Source organism: Methylophilus sp. Leaf416 (assembly GCF_001424665.1).
Classification (GTDB): Bacteria; Pseudomonadota; Gammaproteobacteria; order Burkholderiales; family Methylophilaceae; genus Methylophilus.
In genome coordinates this window covers 216,145-235,720 of record NZ_LMQS01000004.1, presented here as the reverse complement: position 1 = coordinate 235,720, position 19,576 = coordinate 216,145, and the positions used below count along the sequence as shown (strand labels likewise).

General features: G+C 49.3%; 17 protein-coding genes and 3 tRNA genes. 16 read left to right on the top strand and 4 right to left on the bottom strand.

From position 1 onward, the window contains the following. The first annotated feature begins 5 nt into the window (after positions 1 to 5). Positions 6 to 1,127 (top strand): deoxyguanosinetriphosphate triphosphohydrolase, encoded by a 1,122-nt coding sequence (locus tag ASG34_RS10885; protein ID WP_055830416.1) that lies wholly within the window; start codon positions 6 to 8, stop codon positions 1,125 to 1,127. Between the two features lie 145 nt (positions 1,128 to 1,272). Here ASG34_RS10885 and dksA read toward each other — a convergent pair whose 3' ends face one another. Both dksA and folD read right to left on the bottom strand, forming a co-directional pair. Beyond that, complete coding sequence (gene dksA, locus ASG34_RS10880) at positions 1,273 to 1,695, bottom strand: RNA polymerase-binding protein DksA (protein ID WP_055830414.1); 423 nt, start codon at positions 1,693 to 1,695, stop codon at positions 1,273 to 1,275. A 139-nt stretch (positions 1,696 to 1,834) separates the two neighbouring features. Beyond that, positions 1,835 to 2,692, bottom strand: coding sequence for a bifunctional methylenetetrahydrofolate dehydrogenase/methenyltetrahydrofolate cyclohydrolase FolD (folD, locus tag ASG34_RS10875; protein ID WP_055830412.1), 858 nt, complete (start codon positions 2,690 to 2,692; stop codon positions 1,835 to 1,837). An 82-nt stretch (positions 2,693 to 2,774) separates the two neighbouring features. Between folD and ASG34_RS10870 the strand changes: the two genes are divergently transcribed. The 13 genes from ASG34_RS10870 to ASG34_RS10810 all read left to right on the top strand — a co-directional run bounded on the left by ASG34_RS10870 (position 2,775) and on the right by ASG34_RS10810 (position 14,625). After that, a tRNA-Pro gene (locus ASG34_RS10870) sits at positions 2,775 to 2,851 on the top strand. A 37-nt stretch (positions 2,852 to 2,888) separates the two neighbouring features. After that, a tRNA-Arg gene (locus tag ASG34_RS10865) sits at positions 2,889 to 2,965 on the top strand. A 16-nt stretch (positions 2,966 to 2,981) separates the two neighbouring features. Continuing rightward, a tRNA-His gene (locus ASG34_RS10860) sits at positions 2,982 to 3,057 on the top strand. Positions 3,058 to 3,199: 142 nt separating this feature from the next. Next, positions 3,200 to 4,180, top strand: a complete 981-nt coding sequence (locus tag ASG34_RS10855) for a GGDEF domain-containing protein (protein ID WP_055830411.1) — start codon at positions 3,200 to 3,202, stop codon at positions 4,178 to 4,180. A 127-nt stretch (positions 4,181 to 4,307) separates the two neighbouring features. Further along, the gene (locus ASG34_RS10850; protein WP_235559779.1) at positions 4,308 to 6,233 is read left to right on the top strand and encodes a pilus (MSHA type) biogenesis protein MshL; all 1,926 of its coding nucleotides are present in this window, start codon (positions 4,308 to 4,310) and stop codon (positions 6,231 to 6,233) included. Beyond that, a complete protein-coding gene (locus tag ASG34_RS10845) occupies positions 6,230 to 6,916 on the top strand; it encodes a tetratricopeptide repeat protein (protein ID WP_055830409.1) in 687 nt (228 codons plus the stop codon). The genes ASG34_RS10850 and ASG34_RS10845 overlap by 4 nt, the downstream gene beginning before the upstream one ends. 2 nt (positions 6,917 to 6,918) lie before the next feature. Beyond that, a complete protein-coding gene (locus ASG34_RS10840) occupies positions 6,919 to 8,637 on the top strand; it encodes a GspE/PulE family protein (protein ID WP_055830406.1) in 1,719 nt (572 codons plus the stop codon). Next, positions 8,634 to 9,830 (top strand): type II secretion system F family protein, encoded by a 1,197-nt coding sequence (locus tag ASG34_RS10835; protein WP_055830405.1) that lies wholly within the window; start codon positions 8,634 to 8,636, stop codon positions 9,828 to 9,830. Before ASG34_RS10840 ends, ASG34_RS10835 begins: the two co-directional genes overlap by 4 nt. A 5-nt stretch (positions 9,831 to 9,835) precedes the next feature. Further along, positions 9,836 to 11,332: a hypothetical protein gene (locus ASG34_RS10830; protein WP_156376482.1), complete on the top strand. Its 1,497-nt coding sequence runs from the start codon at positions 9,836 to 9,838 to the stop codon at positions 11,330 to 11,332. Then, on the top strand, positions 11,329 to 11,946 hold the full coding sequence (locus ASG34_RS10825; protein WP_055830401.1) for a hypothetical protein: 618 nt from the start codon (positions 11,329 to 11,331) through the stop codon (positions 11,944 to 11,946). Before ASG34_RS10830 ends, ASG34_RS10825 begins: the two co-directional genes overlap by 4 nt. Next, positions 11,943 to 13,115, top strand: a complete 1,173-nt coding sequence (locus ASG34_RS10820) for a hypothetical protein (RefSeq protein ID WP_055830399.1) — start codon at positions 11,943 to 11,945, stop codon at positions 13,113 to 13,115. Before ASG34_RS10825 ends, ASG34_RS10820 begins: the two co-directional genes overlap by 4 nt. Further along, positions 13,096 to 13,860, top strand: a complete 765-nt coding sequence (locus tag ASG34_RS10815; RefSeq protein WP_235559778.1) for a type II secretion system protein — start codon at positions 13,096 to 13,098, stop codon at positions 13,858 to 13,860. Before ASG34_RS10820 ends, ASG34_RS10815 begins: the two co-directional genes overlap by 20 nt. 21 nt (positions 13,861 to 13,881) lie before the next feature. Next, complete coding sequence (locus ASG34_RS10810; protein WP_055830396.1) at positions 13,882 to 14,625, top strand: HesA/MoeB/ThiF family protein; 744 nt, start codon at positions 13,882 to 13,884, stop codon at positions 14,623 to 14,625. Here the strand turns inward: ASG34_RS10810 and ASG34_RS10805 are convergent. Continuing rightward, a complete protein-coding gene (locus ASG34_RS10805; protein WP_055830394.1) occupies positions 14,622 to 14,864 on the bottom strand; it encodes a (2Fe-2S)-binding protein in 243 nt (80 codons plus the stop codon). The two genes, ASG34_RS10810 and ASG34_RS10805, sit on opposite strands and share 4 nt — an antisense overlap. Positions 14,865 to 14,995: 131 nt before the next feature. Between ASG34_RS10805 and ASG34_RS10800 the strand changes: the two genes are divergently transcribed. Further along, positions 14,996 to 16,018, top strand: coding sequence for a zinc ribbon domain-containing protein (locus ASG34_RS10800; protein WP_055830392.1), 1,023 nt, complete (start codon positions 14,996 to 14,998; stop codon positions 16,016 to 16,018). A 22-nt stretch (positions 16,019 to 16,040) separates the two neighbouring features. On the opposite strand, the gene ASG34_RS10795 is transcribed toward ASG34_RS10800, so the two are convergent. After that, complete coding sequence (locus ASG34_RS10795) at positions 16,041 to 18,938, bottom strand: valine--tRNA ligase (RefSeq protein WP_055830390.1); 2,898 nt, start codon at positions 18,936 to 18,938, stop codon at positions 16,041 to 16,043. A 176-nt stretch (positions 18,939 to 19,114) separates the two neighbouring features. Between ASG34_RS10795 and ASG34_RS10790 the strand changes: the two genes are divergently transcribed. Continuing rightward, positions 19,115 to 19,555 (top strand): NfeD family protein, encoded by a 441-nt coding sequence (locus ASG34_RS10790; RefSeq protein ID WP_055830388.1) that lies wholly within the window; start codon positions 19,115 to 19,117, stop codon positions 19,553 to 19,555. Positions 19,556 to 19,576: the final 21 nt, after the last annotated feature.

Genomic DNA, 19,576 nt, shown 5'->3' with positions numbered 1-19,576 from the left:
TTAAAATGACCTTAACACGCTTTGCAGCGCATCCCGAACAAACGCGTGGCCGCAAGGTCGTTGAGCAAGAGTCACCCACGCGCAATGTATTCCAGCGTGACCGTGACCGCATTATTCACTCTACCGCTTTCCGCCGCCTGGAATATAAAACCCAGGTGTTCGTAAACCATGAAGGCGATCTGTTCCGCACCCGCCTGACCCATAGTATTGAAGTCGCTCAACTCACGCGCGGAATTGCTCGCACTTTAGGCTTGCATGAAGATCTGGCCGAAGCAATTGCGCTGGCGCATGATCTTGGGCATACCCCATTTGGCCATGCCGGGCAGGATGCGCTCAATGAATGCATGCGTGACTTTGGTGGTTTTGAGCATAACTTGCAGTCTTTGCGCGTAGTCGATTTACTTGAAAACCGTTACGCCAGTTTTGATGGCTTAAACCTGACCTTTGAAGTGCGGGAAGGCATCCTCAAGCATTGTTCCCAGAAAAATGCCAAGCAGTTAGGCGATGTCGGCGAGCGTTTTTTACGCAAAGAATCTCCCAGTCTTGAAGCCCAGGTCACTAATTTTGCCGATGAAATTGCTTACAACAATCATGATGTGGATGACGGCCTGCGCTCTGGCCTGATTACCATGCAGCAGCTATCCGATATCCAGCTGTTTGCCGAAAATATGGCAGAAGTGAAGCACCTGTATGGCGAAATTGAAGAAAAACGGTTGATCCATGAAACTGTACGTCGCATGATTAATGTGCTGGTGGTGGATTTGTGTGAACAAAGCCAGCAGGCGATTACAAAACTCAATCCTGCAACCATTGACCAGGTACGCAAAGCGCCGTATCTGGTTGGGTTCAGTCAAGCGATAGCTGATAAAAATCTGGAACTTAAGCAATTTTTGCGCACGCACTTGTACCAGCATTACAAAGTTAACCGCATGAGCGCCAAGGCTAGACGGATTATTGAAGAGTTGTTTTCCGCTTTTATGCAATCACCCAAATTAATGCCGGATGAACATCAGCTTGCGGCCAAACAGGATCAGGCACGAGCGGTTGCTGACTACATTGCCGGCATGACAGACCGTTATGCCATTCGCGAGCACAAGCGACTTTTTTCTGTTGAGGAGAATTGGTAAAGCTGGCTTGGTAAAGTCCAGCTAGGTGGCTAGTCAGAGATAACTGTTGCAGCCTTGACGCTATTTAAATGCCTAAGTTGAAAGGCTAAGCTACAAATAAAAAAGCGAGTGGGCAATAACCACTCGCTTTTTTGCTCGTCACTATTTATTTAGCGACTTGCCTTTCACGCATTTCATCCAGCGTTTTGCAATCAATACATAATGTTGCAGTCGGGCGTGCTTCCAGGCGTTTAAGGCCAATTTCAATCCCACAGCCCTCGCAATAACCGTAGTCACCACCCTCGATATTGCGCAATGTCTCGTCAATCTTCTTGATCAACTTACGCTCGCGGTCACGGTTACGCAACTCTAAAGCCATGTCTGATTCCTGGCTGGCACGGTCATTTGGGTCGGCAAAGCTGGTCACTTCATCTTGCATGGTATGCACCGTGCGGTCGATATCGTGACTGAGTTCTGCTTTCCAGTTATTCAGGATCTTTTTGAAATGTTCCTGCTGTTTTTTGTTCATGTACTCCTCACCGGCCGCTGGCTGGTAAGGGGTAAAAGATTTGTTAACGGTGTCTGCCATGATGGTTCCAAAGGACGAAACTACTTGATATTACTTGCCTCAAGGGCGCTTTTTATTGCATTACGTTAATCAATAATCGCGCGAGTTTACACCGATTTTATAGGCTTGCAAAGTATCTTTCTCGATGCGTGGCATCCAGTTACTTCTGTTCTCTCAGTTCCAGAGCCTTCAGTGTGTTTTCCATCAGCGTGGCTACCGTCATCGGGCCCACACCACCAGGCACTGGAGTAATATACGCAGCCCGTTGCTTGGCAACTTCAAATTCAACGTCGCCGGCAAGTTTGCCATCAGGTAAACGGTTAATGCCGATATCCACCACAATTGCGCCAGGCTTAATCCATTCGCCTTTAATCAAGCCAGCTTTCCCGGCCGCCGCGACTACGATATCGGCCCGCAGCAGGTGTGCAGCCAAGTCCTTGGTATGACGGTGGCAACTGGTCACCGTGCAGCCTGCCAGTAACAGTTCAAGCCCCATCGGGCGGCCTACGTGGTTGGAAACACCCACCACCACAGCATCCAGCCCTTTGAGGTTAATGCCGCTGGCTTGCAGCATTTTAATAACGCCATAAGGTGTGCAAGAACGTAATTGCGGCTGACGCACAGCCAGTAAACCAATATTGTAAGGATGAAAGCCATCCACATCTTTAGCCGGGTCGATCAATGCCAGAATGGCGGTTTCATCAATATGATGCGGCAGAGGAGACTGCACAAGAATGCCGTCTGTACTGGGGTCTTGATTCAATTGTTGAATCAGGCTGAATAACTCAGTTTGTGAAATGCTGGATGGTAATTTGTGCGCTTTGGAAACAATGCCCACTTTTTCACAGGCAATCTGTTTGTTGCGCACATATATAGCAGAAGCGGGATCATCACCCACCAGTACAACCGCCAGACAAGGCGCACGTTTACCGGATTTCAGGCGTTGGTCAATGCTGCTTTTTATATCGTCTAAAAGTTGACTGGCAATTTGCTTGCCATCAATAATGTGTGCGCTCATGAGCAAAAAATCATCGTTAAAAATAGAATTTTATCACATCAAGATTGACACGATTTCAGAAAATCGGTTATATTCCTGCTTTCGGCGTGTAGCGTAGTCTGGTAGCGCGCCTGCTTTGGGAGCAGGATGTCGGGAGTTCGAATCTCTCCACGCCGACCAGTTTCTCTGGATTGCCCAATCGTCATGTAACACCTATCTGCTCGTAGCTCAACTGGATAGAGCACCAGCCTTCTAAGCTGGGGGTTACAGGTTCGATTCCTGTCGGGCAGACCAATTAAAAGTCTCTATGGTGGCTGTAGCTCAGTTGGTAGAGTCCAGGATTGTGATTCCTGTTGTCGTGGGTTCGAGCCCCATCAGCCACCCCAACTTCTTTCCTCAAAATCTAAACTCCAAATTAATTGAAAATATTGGCTCTTTTTGCCAATAACTGTGCGCATCGCTGCTGATAAAGTGTTCGTAAATCCCTACGCCGAACACATGACTACTCCCCTAAATCTGAGCAATTTTATGCAGAGTCTTACTGATCTTACCAAGGTCAGGGAGAGTCTTGCGCTGGATCCAGCCTTGCTATCGCTCATGCAGCACTGGTTAAATGTTTTTGCCACCCAAAGTGAACCGATCAGGATGCAAGTGTTATCCCGGCGCCAATTGATGTCTGTTATCGATGCTGTTGAAAGCAATGATAAACCTCTGGCATTTGAGGGCTGGGAATCCGAAAACTATGCATTACTGCTGGCATGTATGGATAAAGGCGCGCAACAGTATGAATGCATAGAAACGAATAACGAAAAGCTGCATATTTTTCCCCTGCAACAAAGCGTCGCACACAAGCATGCCATTTTGCTGATACAGAATGAAACGCTGGATAGCAAAGCGGTTGACCTGATCAAGCAATGTCTGGATATGTTCCACCACTATGCCAGTCTGATTATTGAGAATGAGCGCGACGCATTGACCGGTTTGCTTAACCGCAAAACCTTTGATCATTGCGTCAGCAAAATTTTGTTCAATGATTACAAGCCTGAATTCAAATTTCCGCTGCATCATTTCCTGGCGATTTTTGATATCGATTTTTTCAAAAAAATTAACGATACCTATGGTCACCTGATTGGGGATGAAGTCTTGCTGTTGCTTTCAAGGCTGATGCAAGAAACTTTCCGTGAAGGCGATTTACTATTTCGTTTTGGCGGTGAAGAGTTTGTCGGTGTGTTTTCCTGCGCTGAAGAGGATGATATCGTTGGTTTAATGGAGCGCTTCAGGGAAACGTTGAATGCACATGTATTTCCGCAGGTGGGCCAGGTTACCATGAGTGTCGGGTGTTCAAAAATGGCGCTCAATATCCTTCCTAATACGGTGCTCGAACGCGCGGACGAAGCGTTGTATTACGCTAAAGAACATGGCCGTGACCAGATTTGCTTTTACGAGAAACTGGTAGAAAGCGGCAACATCCAGGACAGTACTATTGAGGGCGATATAGAATTGTTCTAAATATTTAGTCCTTCTTTGCTTTCTTACATATAGATCCCAAACACTAATAAACTTCCCTGAAAGTTGACATCTGTTATTAACTATATTTAATATATGTTAATAATAATCAATTTTAAAAGGGGAGAGCATGCGCCTTGCTGCCATGCTACTGATGTGTTTTTGCTTGATATCCTGTGTCTCGCGCGGGATGCAAGAAGCTAAACACCATTCTGAGCTGCACCTTCCTGAACTCAATCCCGACTTGCCTGATTCAACTCCGCTTCACGTTTATCCTGAAGTTGAAACAACGGATGTTGAAGCGCAAGTTATTACCAAGCCACCTTTAAAATCTGCTTCACCCACTCTGCTGGTTAATCTGGTCGTACAAGAAGCGCCGGTGCAGGAGGTGCTGCAAGCGCTTGCCAGAGAAAGCCACATGAATATGGATATCCATCCGGGTCTAAGGGGCAAAGTGTCGTTACATGCAATACAACAATCTATTCCTGCGATTTTGTCGCGTATCGCCAGGCAGGTCGATATGTATTACGAGTGGGGAAATGGCGTCTGGTTGATCGCACCGGATATGCCGGTTTTACGGAGCTATCGTCTGAATTATGTAAACATGACGCGTGACACGACTGGCTTTATCGGAGTTGCCAGTGAAATCAATAGCGCAGGCAGGCCGGCAAGCGGTTCTGCGCAAAATAATAGTAACGCATCAACTCAATCACAAGTATCGGGGGCAGGAAATAGCAATAGTTCGCGAACGGCGGTAGCAACACAATCCCGTTATCATCTGTGGGAAAGTGTCGTACAGAATTTACAGATTTTACTGGAAGAGACAGACAAAGCTACTATTGCCAGAGACGAAGTTTCAGAAAGTGCAGTATCTTTATTCAGTAGCATTCCTGCGGAGATACCAGAAGCTGGTGATTTACCCCGCCAAAGCGTCGAAAGCTTAAATACACAGCCACCCCAAACTTCATCGAAATCAGAAAAAACCCAGCAAGCCCATGTCCGTTGGCGTGCTTCGCGATTGATCGCTAATCCCGAGACCGGCATCCTGACCATACGCGCTTCGCATAGCCAGCAGGCACAGGTCAAATCCTATCTGGAATCCGTCATGCAAGTGGCGGCCAGGCAGGTGTTAATCGAAGCGACAATCGTCGAAGTTGAATTAAGCAAGAGTTTTCAGATGGGCATAGACTGGAGCCGCTTATCTTCATCCGCCCAGCAGCGCGGAGTTGTGTTTTCGCAATCGTTGGGCAGCGAGGCGGCACAGTTCAATACCACTAGCCGAAGTTTCGAAAGCAATAATAGTAAAAACGCACTTGGCCAGAATAATGGCAGCGTGGCCTTTATGTTTGGCTATTTCAATCCGTTTAGCCGGTTTGGGAATTTAAGCGCCAGTGTCACCTTGCTAGAACAGTTCGGAAAAACGCGAGTACTTTCCAGCCCCAAATTAATGGTACTAAACAACCAGACCGCTATTCTGAAGGTAGTGGATAACCTGGTTTATTTCACCATTCAATCCCAGATTTCACAAAGTAGCAGCAATAACGGTGCAAATTTGCAGGCGGTGACTACTACAGCCAATACAGTACCCGTAGGGTTGGTCATGGCGGTCACCGCTCAAATTAATAGTCAAAAGCGGGTCAATCTGAATGTGCGACCTACCGTCTCAAAAGTCTTGCGCTATATCGAAGACCCCAATCCTCAGTTAGGAAATGGCAGCACCCGTATTGTCAGTAGCATCCCGGAAATACAAGTGCGCGAGATGGAATCTGTGCTCAATATACCCAGCGGTAACGTTGCGATCCTGGGCGGGTTAATGCAGGAAGATCAAAGAGACTTTACCGACCGTGTGCCGGGGTTAGCCAATATACCTATTGTGGGCTATGCATTTAAAGGCAAAAATCAGGCAGCTAAAAAAACAGAACTGGTGGTGTTTTTGAGGCCTACCGTTATCGGCTTGGCGGATGTGAAGGCTGGTGATCTGAAAGCGTTTGAGCCGCTGTTGCCAGAATCATTACCTATGGATGACATTGACTTCGGCATAGGAGAACCATCTTGAATGTGGCATCGACATTTGCTCAATTTGTCAGTCGTCTGGCAATTGATAAGACTTTCAGTCATTCATATCGAGGTGCATTGATTACATCGAAATGCAAAGACGAACAAATGTTATTAGCCTTGTCATGGGTAGGTGTTGGGTTGATTGTTTTGATGACATGCCTGCATATGAAAACACTGTTTTTTGATGTGGAGTTGAATACCAATTTACGACTGCCACCTCGCATAGCAAACAATATTGCTCCTGAGCTGGCAAAGCCAGAGATAGTATTAAAAGAAAATAATGGTGAAAGCTTGTTTCAACAAGCCAAACAGGATTTACCTGTTATTACGCCTTTGGAAAGCCCAATCGAACAAGATGGTAGACCAAAGATTGCTCCGCGTTATATACGACAGTGGCAATTGCACATTCAACGTCCTGCGCTTTCGGAAACACTGGCTAACAATGGAATTGCCAATGCTGCGAGGCAACTGCAAGCTGGAGATGTGAGTTTAGCCCAGCGAGTTTTTCAAGCATTATTAACAGCAGACCCGCATAGTGTAGAAGCCATGGAAGGGTTGCGTCTGGCTTTCAGGCAACTTGGCGATGCCGAAAGTGAGCAAAAGTACCTAGAAATGCTCCGCCTGGAAATTCCAGGCTATGACTTTGATCGCAATGAACCTCTCATCAGCGGAATAGATTAGGCATGTTAATCACTGCTGACAAAGTGCGCTTGGGTGAATGGATGCTGACTAAAGGTATGATCACTGCCGATCAGCTGGAAATCGCTTTGATAGAGCAGCAGGAAAGTCGCTTGTTGCTAGGACAACAATTGGTGCGGCTGCATTTTGTGACAGATGCCGTCATCCGGGATGTGCTAGCCCAGCACCATGCGCAGGAAAGTATTGATTTACAGCAAGTGATTCCAGATCACGAAGTGCTGGCTATGGTACCCGAGGCATTTGCCAAACAGCACCGGGTGCTGCCACTTGATATTTCTGCTGACAAAAAGGTTTTGCGCGTAGCCATGGCGGAAATGAATCGCGTCATGGTGCTGGATCAATTACGTTATTTAGTAGGCGGTGAAATCCAGCTGAAATCTGTGTTAGCGACTGAAGCTCACATTGAGCAGGCCTTGGATAAATTTTATGGCCATAGTTTATCGCTGGATGCCATTTTGCATGAGATAGAAGAGGAAACCACACAAGCTCAACATCTTTCCCAGCAGGATACACGGCCAGTCATCCGATTAGTGAATGCCGTGCTGGTGGATGCAGTCAAGCAAGGTGCATCGGATATCCATTTTGAGCCCGAGCAGGCGTTTCTCAGGATCCGCTATCGGATTGATGGTGTGTTGTGGCAAATTCGAAGTGTGCACGACCGTTATTGGCCTGCGATGTGCGTGAGGCTGAAAATACTGGCCGGGATGGATATTGCAGAACAACGTAGCCCGCAAGATGGTCGCGTTAACCTGTTTTTATGTGGCAGGCAGATTGATTTCAGGGTATCAAGCCATCCCACGCTACATGGTGAAAATATCGTACTGCGTGTTCTGGATAGGGACAAATCTATTATTCCCCTTGATAGCATGGGCTTGCGCCTGCCGCAATTGCAATTGCTCAAGAATATGCTGGAAAAACCTGAAGGATTATTGATCCTGACCGGCCCTACCGGTAGCGGAAAAACCACCACGCTCTATTCAATGCTCGGGCACCTGAACCATCCGCATGTAAACATCATGACGCTGGAAGACCCGGTGGAATACCCGCATATGCTGATGCGACAGACATCGATTAACGAAGCGAATAAAGTAGATTTTGTGAGTGGGATCAGGGCCATTTTGAGGCAGGATCCCGACGTCATACTTGTCGGTGAAGTGCGTGATGAGCCAACGGCTGCGATGGCAATCCGTGCCGCAATGACCGGCCACCTGGTCATGACAACCTTGCATACGAATAATGCAATTGCAGCCTTTGCCCGGTTAACAGACTTTGGTATCAGCCCGCCCATGATGGCGGGTAGCGTGGTTGGAGTCATTGCACAACGCCTGTTGAGGCGTTTATGCCGCCATTGCAAAGTGCAAACTTTACCTGATGCAAAGACAGCAGCATTGTTACAAATTTTGTTTCCATCGCATGCCGCAGAAAGCATGACTCTTTTTCAGGCGGCAGGCTGCGAGCAATGTCGCATGAGCGGTTACCGTGGCCGGCTGGCCATTATGGAAATACTCACCATGCATCCCACATTGGATGCGTTGCTTGCAGGGCAAGCTTCTATTCCACATTTACATCAACAGGCAAGGCGGTATGGCTATACCACACTGGCTGAAGAAGGGTTGCAACTTGTACTGTCAGGGGAAACCAGCTTGCAGGAATTGCGCCGGGTCGTAGATATCAGTGCCTGTTTTGAAGAGGCAGAGGCATGACTTCTTATCGCTACACCGCAATCGATAAAGAGGGCCGACTGCAACGTGGAAACCTGCAAGCCAGCAGTGAGCAGGCGCTTGAAGCTAGCCTGAAAATGCAGGGACTTGAATTACTCACAATCAAAATCGGGCAACCGGTCAACTGGCTTCAACCACGTATCAAGGCGCATCATTTGATCCAGTTCTGCATTCAGATGGAGCAGTTGCTGCAAGCCGGTGTTCCTTTATTACAAGCGCTGGAAGAGTTGGCTGGGCAATGCGAGCACCGATTAATGTCTGCGGCATTCAGTGCATTACGGCATGAATTGCAAGCCGGAAAGCTACTGTCACAAGCGTTGCAAGCGCAGCCAAATGTATTCCCCGCATTCATCAGCAACCTGGTCGCTGCGGGCGAGCATACAGGGCAACTACCGGAAATTTTTGGGCATCTCGCACAGACCTTGCAGTGGCAGGCCGATTTGATGTCGCAAACGCGACGCGGCCTTACCTACCCGGCGTTGTTATGCGTGATGGTCTGTGTGGCCGCCGTCGTTATGCTGACATTCCTGGTTCCGCAGATGGTGGGTTTCCTGCAAAGCTTAGGTCAGGAATTACCATGGTCTACCCGCTTGTTGCTGGGCTTGTCTGATTGGGTAATCGCTTATGGTGCAATCGGTTTGATTTTGTTGATATTGCTGGCGTTTGGCTTTCGGCTCACACTTAAACGCTCACCTCTATTCGCACTCTATTGCGATCAAAAAATATTAAAAATACCCGTGTTAGGTCGATTACTGCATCAGTTAGTGCTGACCAGGTTATGTCGTTTTCTAGGGTTGATGTACCAAACCGGGATCCCACTATTACAGGCGCTTGAGTGGTGTCAGCCACTATTGCACAACCGAGTGATGGCACAGGCTTTGGGTCAGGTGCATCAGCGCGTTCAAAGTGGTGAAGGGCTAGCCGCCAGTTTTGCGGCGGCCGGCTGGTTTCCACCTTTGCTGGTGCGCATGATCCGTGTTGGTGAAACCACCGGCTCCTTGGATCGCATGTTGTCCCAGCAGGCTACTTTTTACGATAGAGAGGTGCAGGCGAACATGCAGTCCCTGTTGCAACTGTTGGAACCAGTACTGACCATGTTACTCGGGTTGATGCTGCTGTTTCTGATGGCCGCGGTCATGCTCCCCGTTTATGACAGCTTTTCGACATTACGGTAATGGATATGGTGCAACTGCAACTTGTTGTCTTGATAACACATGATCAATGGCGAGTGGCGCATTTCAGGGGTGGGCGATATCACTCCCTAACGGAGTTTTCTGCGCATGCAGAAAATCAGCCACTGCTACTGGATTTGCTTAAAAAACATGCAGAAGCAACGGTGTATTTCCTTACCGATATTGCCGATGAGCATTACCATGTTGAGGTATTGCCACATGTCAGCGGCGCTGCGAGTAAACAATTACTTACACGCAGGTTAGCCGCCTGGCCGTTTACACAGGGATTGCATGCTGTACATATATTAGACACTGTACAAAATGTGCGGAAAGAAGACCGTTACCTGTTTTCAGCTATCCATTACCCGCCATTGCGTGATTGGCTGCAAACGCTGCAACATAAAAATATGCGCGTGCGAGGTGTATATACACAGGCATTATGTTTTCCATGTGCGATTTCAAATTCACAATCAGCCGATACGCATTGTTTGTATATTTATCTTCAAAAGCAGCAACTGCGCATTCATTATCACTATAAGGCAAAGCTTCTGTTTAGCCGCCTGCTGACACTGTCAATTGATGAGTCGCTGCGCTCGCGGTTGAATGACGAGGTCACTCAAACCCGCTTATATCTGATCAGCCAGCAGTGGCTGCAAGAAAAAGAACCATTGCATATGGTTTGGTTGGGTGAAGGTGCGAATGCCAGCGGATTGCCATCTGAGCAATTACCTGCAGCTATTAAACAAACATTTAAAGCTTTTCCAGATGTAATTGGTCTCTCTGGCCGGCGTGTACCCAACGCATTCAATGAAGTGGAATGGGCCGCTGTGCAAGTCGTGTTGCGTAAACGGCATCTGCCAAATTTTGCACCAGAGGTTAATTTGTTGGGTGATCGTATTCAGCGTGGCAAGCGCAACATCTTACTGGCGGGCGGGATGATGGTCAGCGTATGCCTGATCGTAGGCTGGCTGGGTCAACAATCCATTAAAAATACCCAATTGAGCATCCAGAAAACCGAAACAAAAATAGGCCAGTGGCAGGCAGCCAATCCGGCATGGGGATTCGCTGAAGCGGATTTGCCACGTCTGCAAACATTATCATCGGGCGTACAGCGGATTAAAACTGCTACACGTCTGCCGGACAGGGCGTTGGCGATGCTGCAAGGAGTCATGACCCACCAGAAGTTTTGGCAGGTAAAAAAAGTTGAGTGGCGCTATGGACCAATGCTTGATCAATCTGTGCAGCAGGATAACCAATGGTATGAAACAGTGTCGGTCCTGTTTTTCAAAAAGGAAAATGCCATGGCTTTAAATGCGCACCAGGAATGGCAGTTATTGCTTGAGAATCTACGCCAGCATCCTGAAGTATTCGAGCTAAAAGAAATACATTCTTCGCCCACCTCTGGCCTACCTGAACAGCGAGGGGATACTCGCCAATTATCGCGGCCCGATGATCAGCCATCTATTGATATATGGTTACGTCCGCAGGAAAAGACAGCGGCATGATACACAACCCGTATTGGTTGGGACTGCGCTGGTTTTTGCTCGGCTGGGTGCTGGTGAGTATTCTGGGAGCAATATCTATCGGTATTATCTTTTCCAAGCAAGCCGAAGTACACGAGACATCTTTAAAGCTTCAGCAGCAATTATATGCATTAGCTCAGCAAATTAACCGGCAGGCAACCTATCAGAGGGAAGCTAGCTTCTATTTCTCAAACCAGGCGCGCTGGCAACGACAGGGATTAAGTAAAGCAGCCAACCCTGCTTTGTGGGTTAGTGCCTGGATGACACTGCAACAGCAAGCACATCTGTCTCACATGCAGTTCGACATTCAGCCTCCAAAAACCTGTGGAAATTCAGTCTGCAATCAGTTTTTTCCAGGCAATACCATTACTGGATTATCAATGACTGTAACACCGGTCAATATGCACTGGTTAGTCAATCATGAGGCAGAAGTACTCGATTGGTTACAACAGTTACAGCATCAATATGCTGATATGTTGCTGGTGCATAGCTGTACCTGGTCCGTTGCGGAGTCTACAGACTTGATTGCTGCAGAATGCGAATTACGCTGGTTTAATTTTCCCGATGTATTTCCGCAGTTGTTAAGTGCGTCATGAAGCAGACAATTCAGCTTCAACGTGGCGTCACGGCATGGGTCATCCTTTTGATATTGTCAGGGCTAGCCGGATTTGCAATACAGGTTTCATTGAAATATCCACCCAAGCAGCTGGTGATGCAAAAAACCATGGCTTCACTTACTCTGGCTCAGCAGGCATTACTGGCTTATGCCAATCAGCCGCTTGGTCTAACCCAGTGTGAAATGAATTGCCAACGGCCCGGTGACTTGCCTTGTCCCGACCGCAACAACGATGGCCTCGCAGAAACCAGTTGTAGCAACACTTCCCGCATCGGGCGGCTGCCATGGAAGACACTGGGTGTGGGCGATATCCGGGATGGCAGTGGTGAGCGCCTGTGGTATGCAGTTTCAGAGAGGTATAAAAATAATCCGCGCATATTGCCGCTAAATACTGATACCGCAGGCAGCTGGAGTGTCATTTCTATAAATGAAATTAACTGGGACGCGACACAGGGCAATGGAGTGTCCGCCGTCATTATTGCACCTATGCAACCACTGGTACGCAAGGATGGCTGGGCACAACAACGCAATGACGCGAGTGCTGACGATATCAAGAATTATCTGGATACGACCGACGCTGGAGACAATGCAAACGCCATAGAAAATTCGCTCAGGGGGTTTGTACAGGCGCCAATTTCCATCAACTTTAATGATGTTACATGGCCAGTAACCGCAACAATCATGCACAGGCATATGCAGCAACAGGTACTTTCGGAGGTCAAGCGCGCTTTGCGCTGTAATGCCAGCCCTTGCGCTGCACTGCCGACGGCTGCAGCTATTTCAGATAGCAGTTGTTTGGGGGTGCAATCTTTGGTTGCCGGGCAGTGTTCGCCAGCATCATCAGGATTGGGCAGACTGCCATTGGATGCTGCTGCCCATTGGCCTTTAGCATTGCAGCATATACTGGATGGTGATGCCAGGCATCATTGGTTTCAGCAAAATGGCTGGCGTGAGCAGGTGTTTTACCAGCCGGCATCACCTCATGCCATAGTTGTCATGGCGGGTGAAAAATTAACGTCACAATCGCGGAACACCACCTTAGACAAAAGTAATATTGCCGCTTACCTGGAGGCAAGTACGTTGCAAAAATTGCAAATACTTAATTCAAACGCAATGGACATAGCCAGTAATGACAGCTTCCAGCGATGAGTCTGGTTCTATGATCAATCAATATGTTATCAAGCAGAATAGTCCTGTTTCCACGCCTGGGGAAGCCGGCTTTAGTCTGCTGGAACTGGCGATTGCGCTGGTGATACTCAGCCTGATGATGGGCTGGTTAATGACGCCGTTGCGGGTGCAACATAGCCTGCAAAAATATCAGCAGACTGAGCAGAGATTACAGATAGCGCAGCAAGCATTGCTGGGGCATGCAGTGATTCATCATTACCTGCCATGCCCTGATACTGACAGTCCGCCCGATGGCTGGGAAAATGTATTATCTAACCAAAGCTGTGTTGGCGACGAGGGCATATTGCCATGGATGCAGCTCGGCCTGGTCGCCACCGATGCCTGGGGACGCTACTTTCGCTATCGCGCTGACAGTACTTTCACTCATCATGCGCAGTGGTTTTCAGTCGCTGCGGCCGAAAGTGCGAGCAATGTACAAGTGCTGGGAGATACCGGGGCGGCAACTAGCATCCCCAGTCGCCCGGCAGCCATCGTGCTTTCGCATGGCGAAAACGGGCTGGGTGGCATACAATCCGTGTCTGGCGGGCAAAGCCATGCCATGGCCGCAGCGGTTCATTCTGATGAGCAGGAAAATGCGGATGGCGATCTGACTTTTGTCGATAAAGCCCAGCAACAAACCGATAGTGCGGTGTTCGACGACAAGCTGATCATGCTTTCACCCAAAGTGCTGATCCAGCAAATGGTACAGGCGCAACGGCTACCCTGAAAATGGATTGATATATAAGGTATGCAAGACAATTTATTGCTACGCTACAGCAGGCACATCATGCTGCCGCAAATTGAATATGCCGGTCAGGAAACGCTGACCCATAGTCACGCCCTGATAATCGGTGCAGGCGGGCTCGGTGCGCCGGTGGCGATGTATCTGGCAGCCGCGGGCGTAGGTACGCTCACCATTTGCGATTTTGATCAGGTGGATATGACAAATTTGCAGCGGCAGATTATTCATACCACAGCCGCCGTGGGGCAGAATAAAGCGCTATCCGCTCAGGCGACGATTGCACAGTTAAATCCGGAAATTACCGTTAATACCGTATTGACGAGAATGACTGAACAAGAAGCTTCTGAACGTATTTCTGCTGCCGATGTAGTGATCGACTGCTCAGACAATTTCGCCACCCGCTATCTGCTCAATCAATTATGCTTTAACACTAAGACGCCACTGGTGTCGGGCGCTGCCATACGCTTTGAAGGGCAATTAAGTGTGTTCGATTTCCGGCATGCTGAGTCGCCTTGTTATCACTGCCTGTATCCAGATGTAGGCGATGACCAGGAGTTAAGGTGTGCCGATAATGGGGTGTTTGCTCCTTTGGTTGGCATGATAGGCTCTGCGCAGGCGGCTGAGGCGATTAAGGTGCTATTGAAAATAGGCCAAACCATGCAAGGCCGCTTGTTGTTACTGGATGCCTTATCTGCCGAATGGCGTACGATCAAGTTATCCAAAGACCCTGGCTGCAAAGTCTGCGGTTAATCAGGTTTTTCTTGATCAGGTTTTTCTTGATCTAGCGCGGCCGGCAAATCTGCCATTAATTCTTTCACCAGTTCGCCAATATCCCACTCGCAACCGCCGCACCCGCTTAGCGCGCCGGAATAGCGTGAAATACCATCCAGGTCCTTGCCCTGTTTAACCAGGTCCTGAATCATGCCGCGCGTGGTGCCACTGCAACTGCACATCACTTCATCGGGCGAGTCTTGTTTAAGTTCAGCCATTGCCAGCCAAGGAATTAAAACCGCATTTTACCGCCTGTGTTCCCCGCATACCAGCGTAGGCACATGACTAGCGCTTGCCGCAAACGTAAAAGCCCGTTAGCATCGTTGGCAATATCACTTTGGGGTATGTCATGAGCAAAGGCGTCCGCTTGTCAGAAAAATGGTTTAACCGAGCCTTGTGGATGGTGGCAATTATTTTTGCCATGTTTCTCACCGGCCTGGGCACCAATATTATTGGTGATCTTCCGCGTGTAGAAACCAGCTATACCACCGAGCATTTCGTCAATCACAGCAAAATAGATCCGTTACGCACAGAGCTCAAGGTGCTTGCCCGTCAGCATCAAACGCTTGCCGATCAGCTTGAACAAGTCAATTTGCAGCTGATTATCCGGCAGAAAGATTACCAGGCTGCCCGCACCACGTTTGATAACTGGGTCTCTGCCAGGGATGTTACCGATGAGGTAGACGACCTGGTTGGCCGCACAAAGACGCTGGATACGTTAAAAAAACTGGAGCGCGACGCTGAGCGGGCGATTGAAGACATCCAGCAGAAACAGACTGATATTTCCCAGCGGGAAAATCAGTTGCTGGCCCAGGTCAATAATCTGGAAGAGCTGGCGCGGCAGCAATTTAACGATGCATATGAAGATCAGGAAATGCGCGTATTTTTATACCGCTTGTTGCTGACCTTGCCGTTGCTGGCGTTGGCTGCCTGGTTATTCATCAACAAACGCAAATCCCCGTACTGGCCGTTTGTATGGGGATTTATTATCTTTGCCCTGATGGCATTTTTTGTCGAGCTGGTACCTTACCTGCCGGATTATGGTGGTTATGTACGTTACATTGTTGGGATCGTGATTACTGTCGTGGGGGGCAAATATGCGATTACCGCGTTACAGAATTATCTTGAACAACAAAAACTGGCCGAGTCACAGCCAGAATTTAAGCGGCGTGAAGAGCTTGGATACGACACGGCCTTGGCCAGACTAGCCAAGAGCGTGTGCCCTGGTTGCGAGCGCAACGTGGATTTAAAAAATGAAAGCAACGATTTTTGTACGCATTGCGGCATTTGCCTGCATAACTATTGCATCGCCTGCCACTCACGCAAAAATGCGTTTGCCAAGTTTTGCCACAAGTGCGGTACCGTCGCCTAAGCAGGCTACGGTACCGTATGTTCTATTTCAGTTTGGCGAGCTGAACCTCTAGTTTTTGCAGGTTGGCGCTAAACTCGGCCAGGCGGGCTTTTTCCTGCTCAACCACGGCAGCCGGGGCGCGGGCGACAAAACTCTCGTTGCCCAGTTTACTGTTGGCCTTGGTGATTTCACCTTGCAGGCGGGCGATTTCCTTGCCCAAACGCTCTTTCTCGGCGGTAACATCAATCTCCACCTTCAGCATCAACCTGAAATCTGCGGCCAGCATCACTGGCGCATCCGCCTCAGGTAATTCAGCTACGATAGCTACATTTTCAAGCTTGGCCAGTGACTTCAGGTAGGGCGCAAACGCTTCCAGTTGTCCGGCATCACCCGCTGCAATCAAGGGTACTTTCGCCGCCGGCGATATACTCATTTCACCACGCAGGCTGCGGCAGGCTTCTACCGCCGTTTTCAGGGTTGCCACCCAGGCTTCGGCTTCTTCATCAATCTTGTCCAGGTCAGCCTTGGGGTAAGCCTGCAGCATAATACTTTCAGTGCCGCGAGACTTGTCTTTGAGTTCCGTCATCGGGGCCACGGTCTGCCAGATTTCCTCGGTCACAAACGGGATAATCGGGTGGGCAAGGCGCAAGATGGTTTCCAGCACGCGTAACAAGGTGCGGCGGGTGGCACGCTGCTCGGCTTCGCTGCCGCCCTGGATCTGTACCTTGGCAATTTCCAGGTACCAGTCGCAATACTGGTCCCAGACAAACTCGTAAATCGCCTTCGCCGCGAGGTCAAAGCGATAATCGTTAAACGCACGTTCCACTTCAGCTTCGGTGCGCTGTAACAGACTGACTATCCAGCGGTCAGCCTGGCTGAATTTACGGCCGCCATCGTCACAACTTTCCACGCCAAAGCCGTTATCCTGGCCCTCGGTGTTCATCAGCACAAAGCGGGTGGCATTCCACAGTTTGTTGCAGAAGTTACGGTAACCTTCGCAACGTTGCAGGTCAAACTTGATGTCGCGTCCTGGTGAAGCCAGGCTGGCAAAGGTGAAGCGAAGTGCATCGGTGCCATAGGCTGCAATGCCTTCCGGAAATTCCTTGCGCGTACGCTTCTCGATTTTTTCTGCATCTTTCGGGTTCATCAAGCCTGTCGTACGCTTTTTCAACAGTGAATCCAGGTCAATACCATCGATCAGGTCTATCGGGTCCAGCACGTTGCCCTTGGATTTGGACATCTTCTGGCCTTCCGCATCGCGGATCAGGCCGTGCACGTATACATGCTTGAACGGAATCTTGCCAGTGATATGCTTGGTCATCATCACCATGCGCGCCACCCAGAAGAAAATAATATCAAAGCCGGTGACCAGTACTGAAGATGGCAGGAACTGCTGTAAAGCCTGATTCTGCGCGTCAACCACTTCGTCGCCGGTCCAGTCCAATGTGGAGAATGGCCACAACGCAGACGAATACCATGTATCCAGTACGTCATTGTCACGTGTTAAAGCACCGTTATACCCATCTTTGGCCGCCATGGATCTGGCTTCCGGTTCATCATGCGCAACATACACTTTGCCATCATCGCTGTACCAGGCGGGGATCTGGTGACCCCACCACAGCTGGCGTGAAATACACCAGTCCTGGATATTGTTCAGCCACTGGTTATAGGTATTCACCCAGTTTTCCGGGTAGAACTTGATCTCGCCATTGGCGACTACTTCCAGGGCTTTTTCCGTGATGCTCTTGCCATCCTCACCCGGTTTGCTCATCGCCACAAACCACTGGTCGGTCAGCATAGGCTCAATGACCACATTGGTACGGTCACCACGCGGCACTTTCAATTTGTGTTTTTCAACCTTCACCAGGAAGCCGCCAGCTTCAAGATCGGCCACCACCTGTTTACGCGCAGCAAATCGCTCCAGGCCGACCAGGTTGGCAGGTAAGGCAATCGGTGATTTGCTGCTGCCGTCAGCGGCATAGACTTCTGCGGTTTCTGGAACAAAGCCTTGCAGGTTCAGGATTACCACTTTGTCCAATCCCTGGCGCTGGCCGACCATATTGTCGTTGAAGTCATGTGCCGGCGTCACTTTCACAACACCAGTGCCGAATTCTTTGTCTACATAGTCATCGGCAATCACCGGGATGTCGCGGTTACACAGCGGCAATGCTACATGTTTGCCAATCAGGTGGGCGTAACGCTCGTCTTCCGGGTGCACCATCACTGCCACATCACCCAGCATCGTTTCCGGACGGGTGGTTGCGACAGTCAGCTGGCCAGAACCATCGGCAAGCGGGTAGTTGATATGCCACATGGAACCATCTTCTTCTTCCTGCACCACTTCCAGATCAGACACGGCGGTTCCCAGCTTCACATCCCAGTTCACCAGGCGTTTGCCACGGTATATCAGGCCTTCATTGAACAGGCGGACAAAGGTTTCAGTCACTACCTTGTTGAGGCCGGCATCCATGGTGAAGCGCTCACGGCTCCAGTCAGGCGAAGTACCCAGGCGGCGCATTTGCTGTGTGATGGTGCCGCCGGAATACTCTTTCCACTCCCAGACTTTTTCCAGGAATTTTTCGCGACCTAAGTCATGGCGGCTCACACCTTGCGCGTCCAGCTGGCGCTCTACCACTATCTGTGTGGCAATACCGGCATGATCTGTACCCGGTTGCCACAAGGTATTGTCGCCGCGCATACGGTGATAACGGGTCAGCGCATCCATAATGGTCTGGTTGAAACCATGGCCCATATGCAGGGTGCCGGTGACGTTAGGCGGCGGTAACAGGATGCAGAAATTATCTTTGACTTCGGGGTTCATGCCAGCGGCATAAAAGCCTTTGCTTTCCCAGAAGGCATACCATTGGCTTTCAATGGTTTTCGGGTCAAAGGATTTGGCGAGTTCGCGTGCGGGATTGGAATTTTGTGTAGGGGTATTCATGCGCCTGATTTTACCATAGGCCGCTCTTCGCTTTGATGCCTGAGCTCGCCTTTGTAGCAGATTCTGCAGGCGAATCTTCATCAATCATTCAGCGGGCGTCATATCTGCAATCAGAAGAGAATGCTACTATGTAAAATTAATCTTCAACATTGGTGGATTCAGTGGGAGTATTTGGCATGGATATCATGTGGGTTTGGTTTGGTCTGGGCCTGATTTTACTGTGTCTGGAAATGCTATCCGGCACTTTGTATCTGCTTTGGCCTGGGATGGCGGCGTTGGTAATGGGATTAGTTTCCTGGTCGTTGCCAGCATTCAGTACGGCATGGCAAATAGTGGTGTATGCCATTTTTTCCGTATTAGCAGTGCTTATCTGGCGCAAACGTGAAAAAAGCAATCCAACGCCGCGTGTAGGGCAAGCGCAAGGTGAGGAAATTGGTCGCCAGGGTGTGATTATTGCCACAGTGAGTCCGGCGCAGCCAGGCAAAATTCGTTTTAGCCAGGGCGTGATGGGTAGCAAGGAGTGGACAGCGGTTGCTGATGTGGAGATTGCCATCGATCAACCTGCCAGCATCATCGCGGTGGAAGGCAACAGCTTACGCGTTGCACCGCTGGCCTAAAACTTCTAAGCTAATTAAACG

Coding starts and splice junctions, on each gene's coding strand:
- dksA (WP_055830414.1), bottom strand. CDS start 1,695: ATGGCAGACACCGTTAACAAATCTTTTACCCCTTACCAGCCAGCGGCC.
- ASG34_RS10830 (WP_156376482.1), top strand. CDS start 9,836: ATGGTGCAACTGCAACTTGTTGTCTTGATAACACATGATCAATGGCGA.
- ASG34_RS10800 (WP_055830392.1), top strand. CDS start 14,996: ATGAGCAAAGGCGTCCGCTTGTCAGAAAAATGGTTTAACCGAGCCTTG.
- ASG34_RS10815 (WP_235559778.1), top strand. CDS start 13,096: ATGACAGCTTCCAGCGATGAGTCTGGTTCTATGATCAATCAATATGTT.
- ASG34_RS10855 (WP_055830411.1), top strand. CDS start 3,200: ATGCAGAGTCTTACTGATCTTACCAAGGTCAGGGAGAGTCTTGCGCTG.
- ASG34_RS10795 (WP_055830390.1), bottom strand. CDS start 18,938: ATGAATACCCCTACACAAAATTCCAATCCCGCACGCGAACTCGCCAAA.
- ASG34_RS10820 (WP_055830399.1), top strand. CDS start 11,943: ATGAAGCAGACAATTCAGCTTCAACGTGGCGTCACGGCATGGGTCATC.
- ASG34_RS10805 (WP_055830394.1), bottom strand. CDS start 14,864: ATGGCTGAACTTAAACAAGACTCGCCCGATGAAGTGATGTGCAGTTGC.
- folD (WP_055830412.1), bottom strand. CDS start 2,692: ATGAGCGCACACATTATTGATGGCAAGCAAATTGCCAGTCAACTTTTA.
- ASG34_RS10835 (WP_055830405.1), top strand. CDS start 8,634: ATGACTTCTTATCGCTACACCGCAATCGATAAAGAGGGCCGACTGCAA.
- ASG34_RS10810 (WP_055830396.1), top strand. CDS start 13,882: ATGCAAGACAATTTATTGCTACGCTACAGCAGGCACATCATGCTGCCG.
- ASG34_RS10790 (WP_055830388.1), top strand. CDS start 19,115: ATGGATATCATGTGGGTTTGGTTTGGTCTGGGCCTGATTTTACTGTGT.
- ASG34_RS10840 (WP_055830406.1), top strand. CDS start 6,919: ATGTTAATCACTGCTGACAAAGTGCGCTTGGGTGAATGGATGCTGACT.
- ASG34_RS10825 (WP_055830401.1), top strand. CDS start 11,329: ATGATACACAACCCGTATTGGTTGGGACTGCGCTGGTTTTTGCTCGGC.
- ASG34_RS10850 (WP_235559779.1), top strand. CDS start 4,308: ATGCGCCTTGCTGCCATGCTACTGATGTGTTTTTGCTTGATATCCTGT.
- ASG34_RS10885 (WP_055830416.1), top strand. CDS start 6: ATGACCTTAACACGCTTTGCAGCGCATCCCGAACAAACGCGTGGCCGC.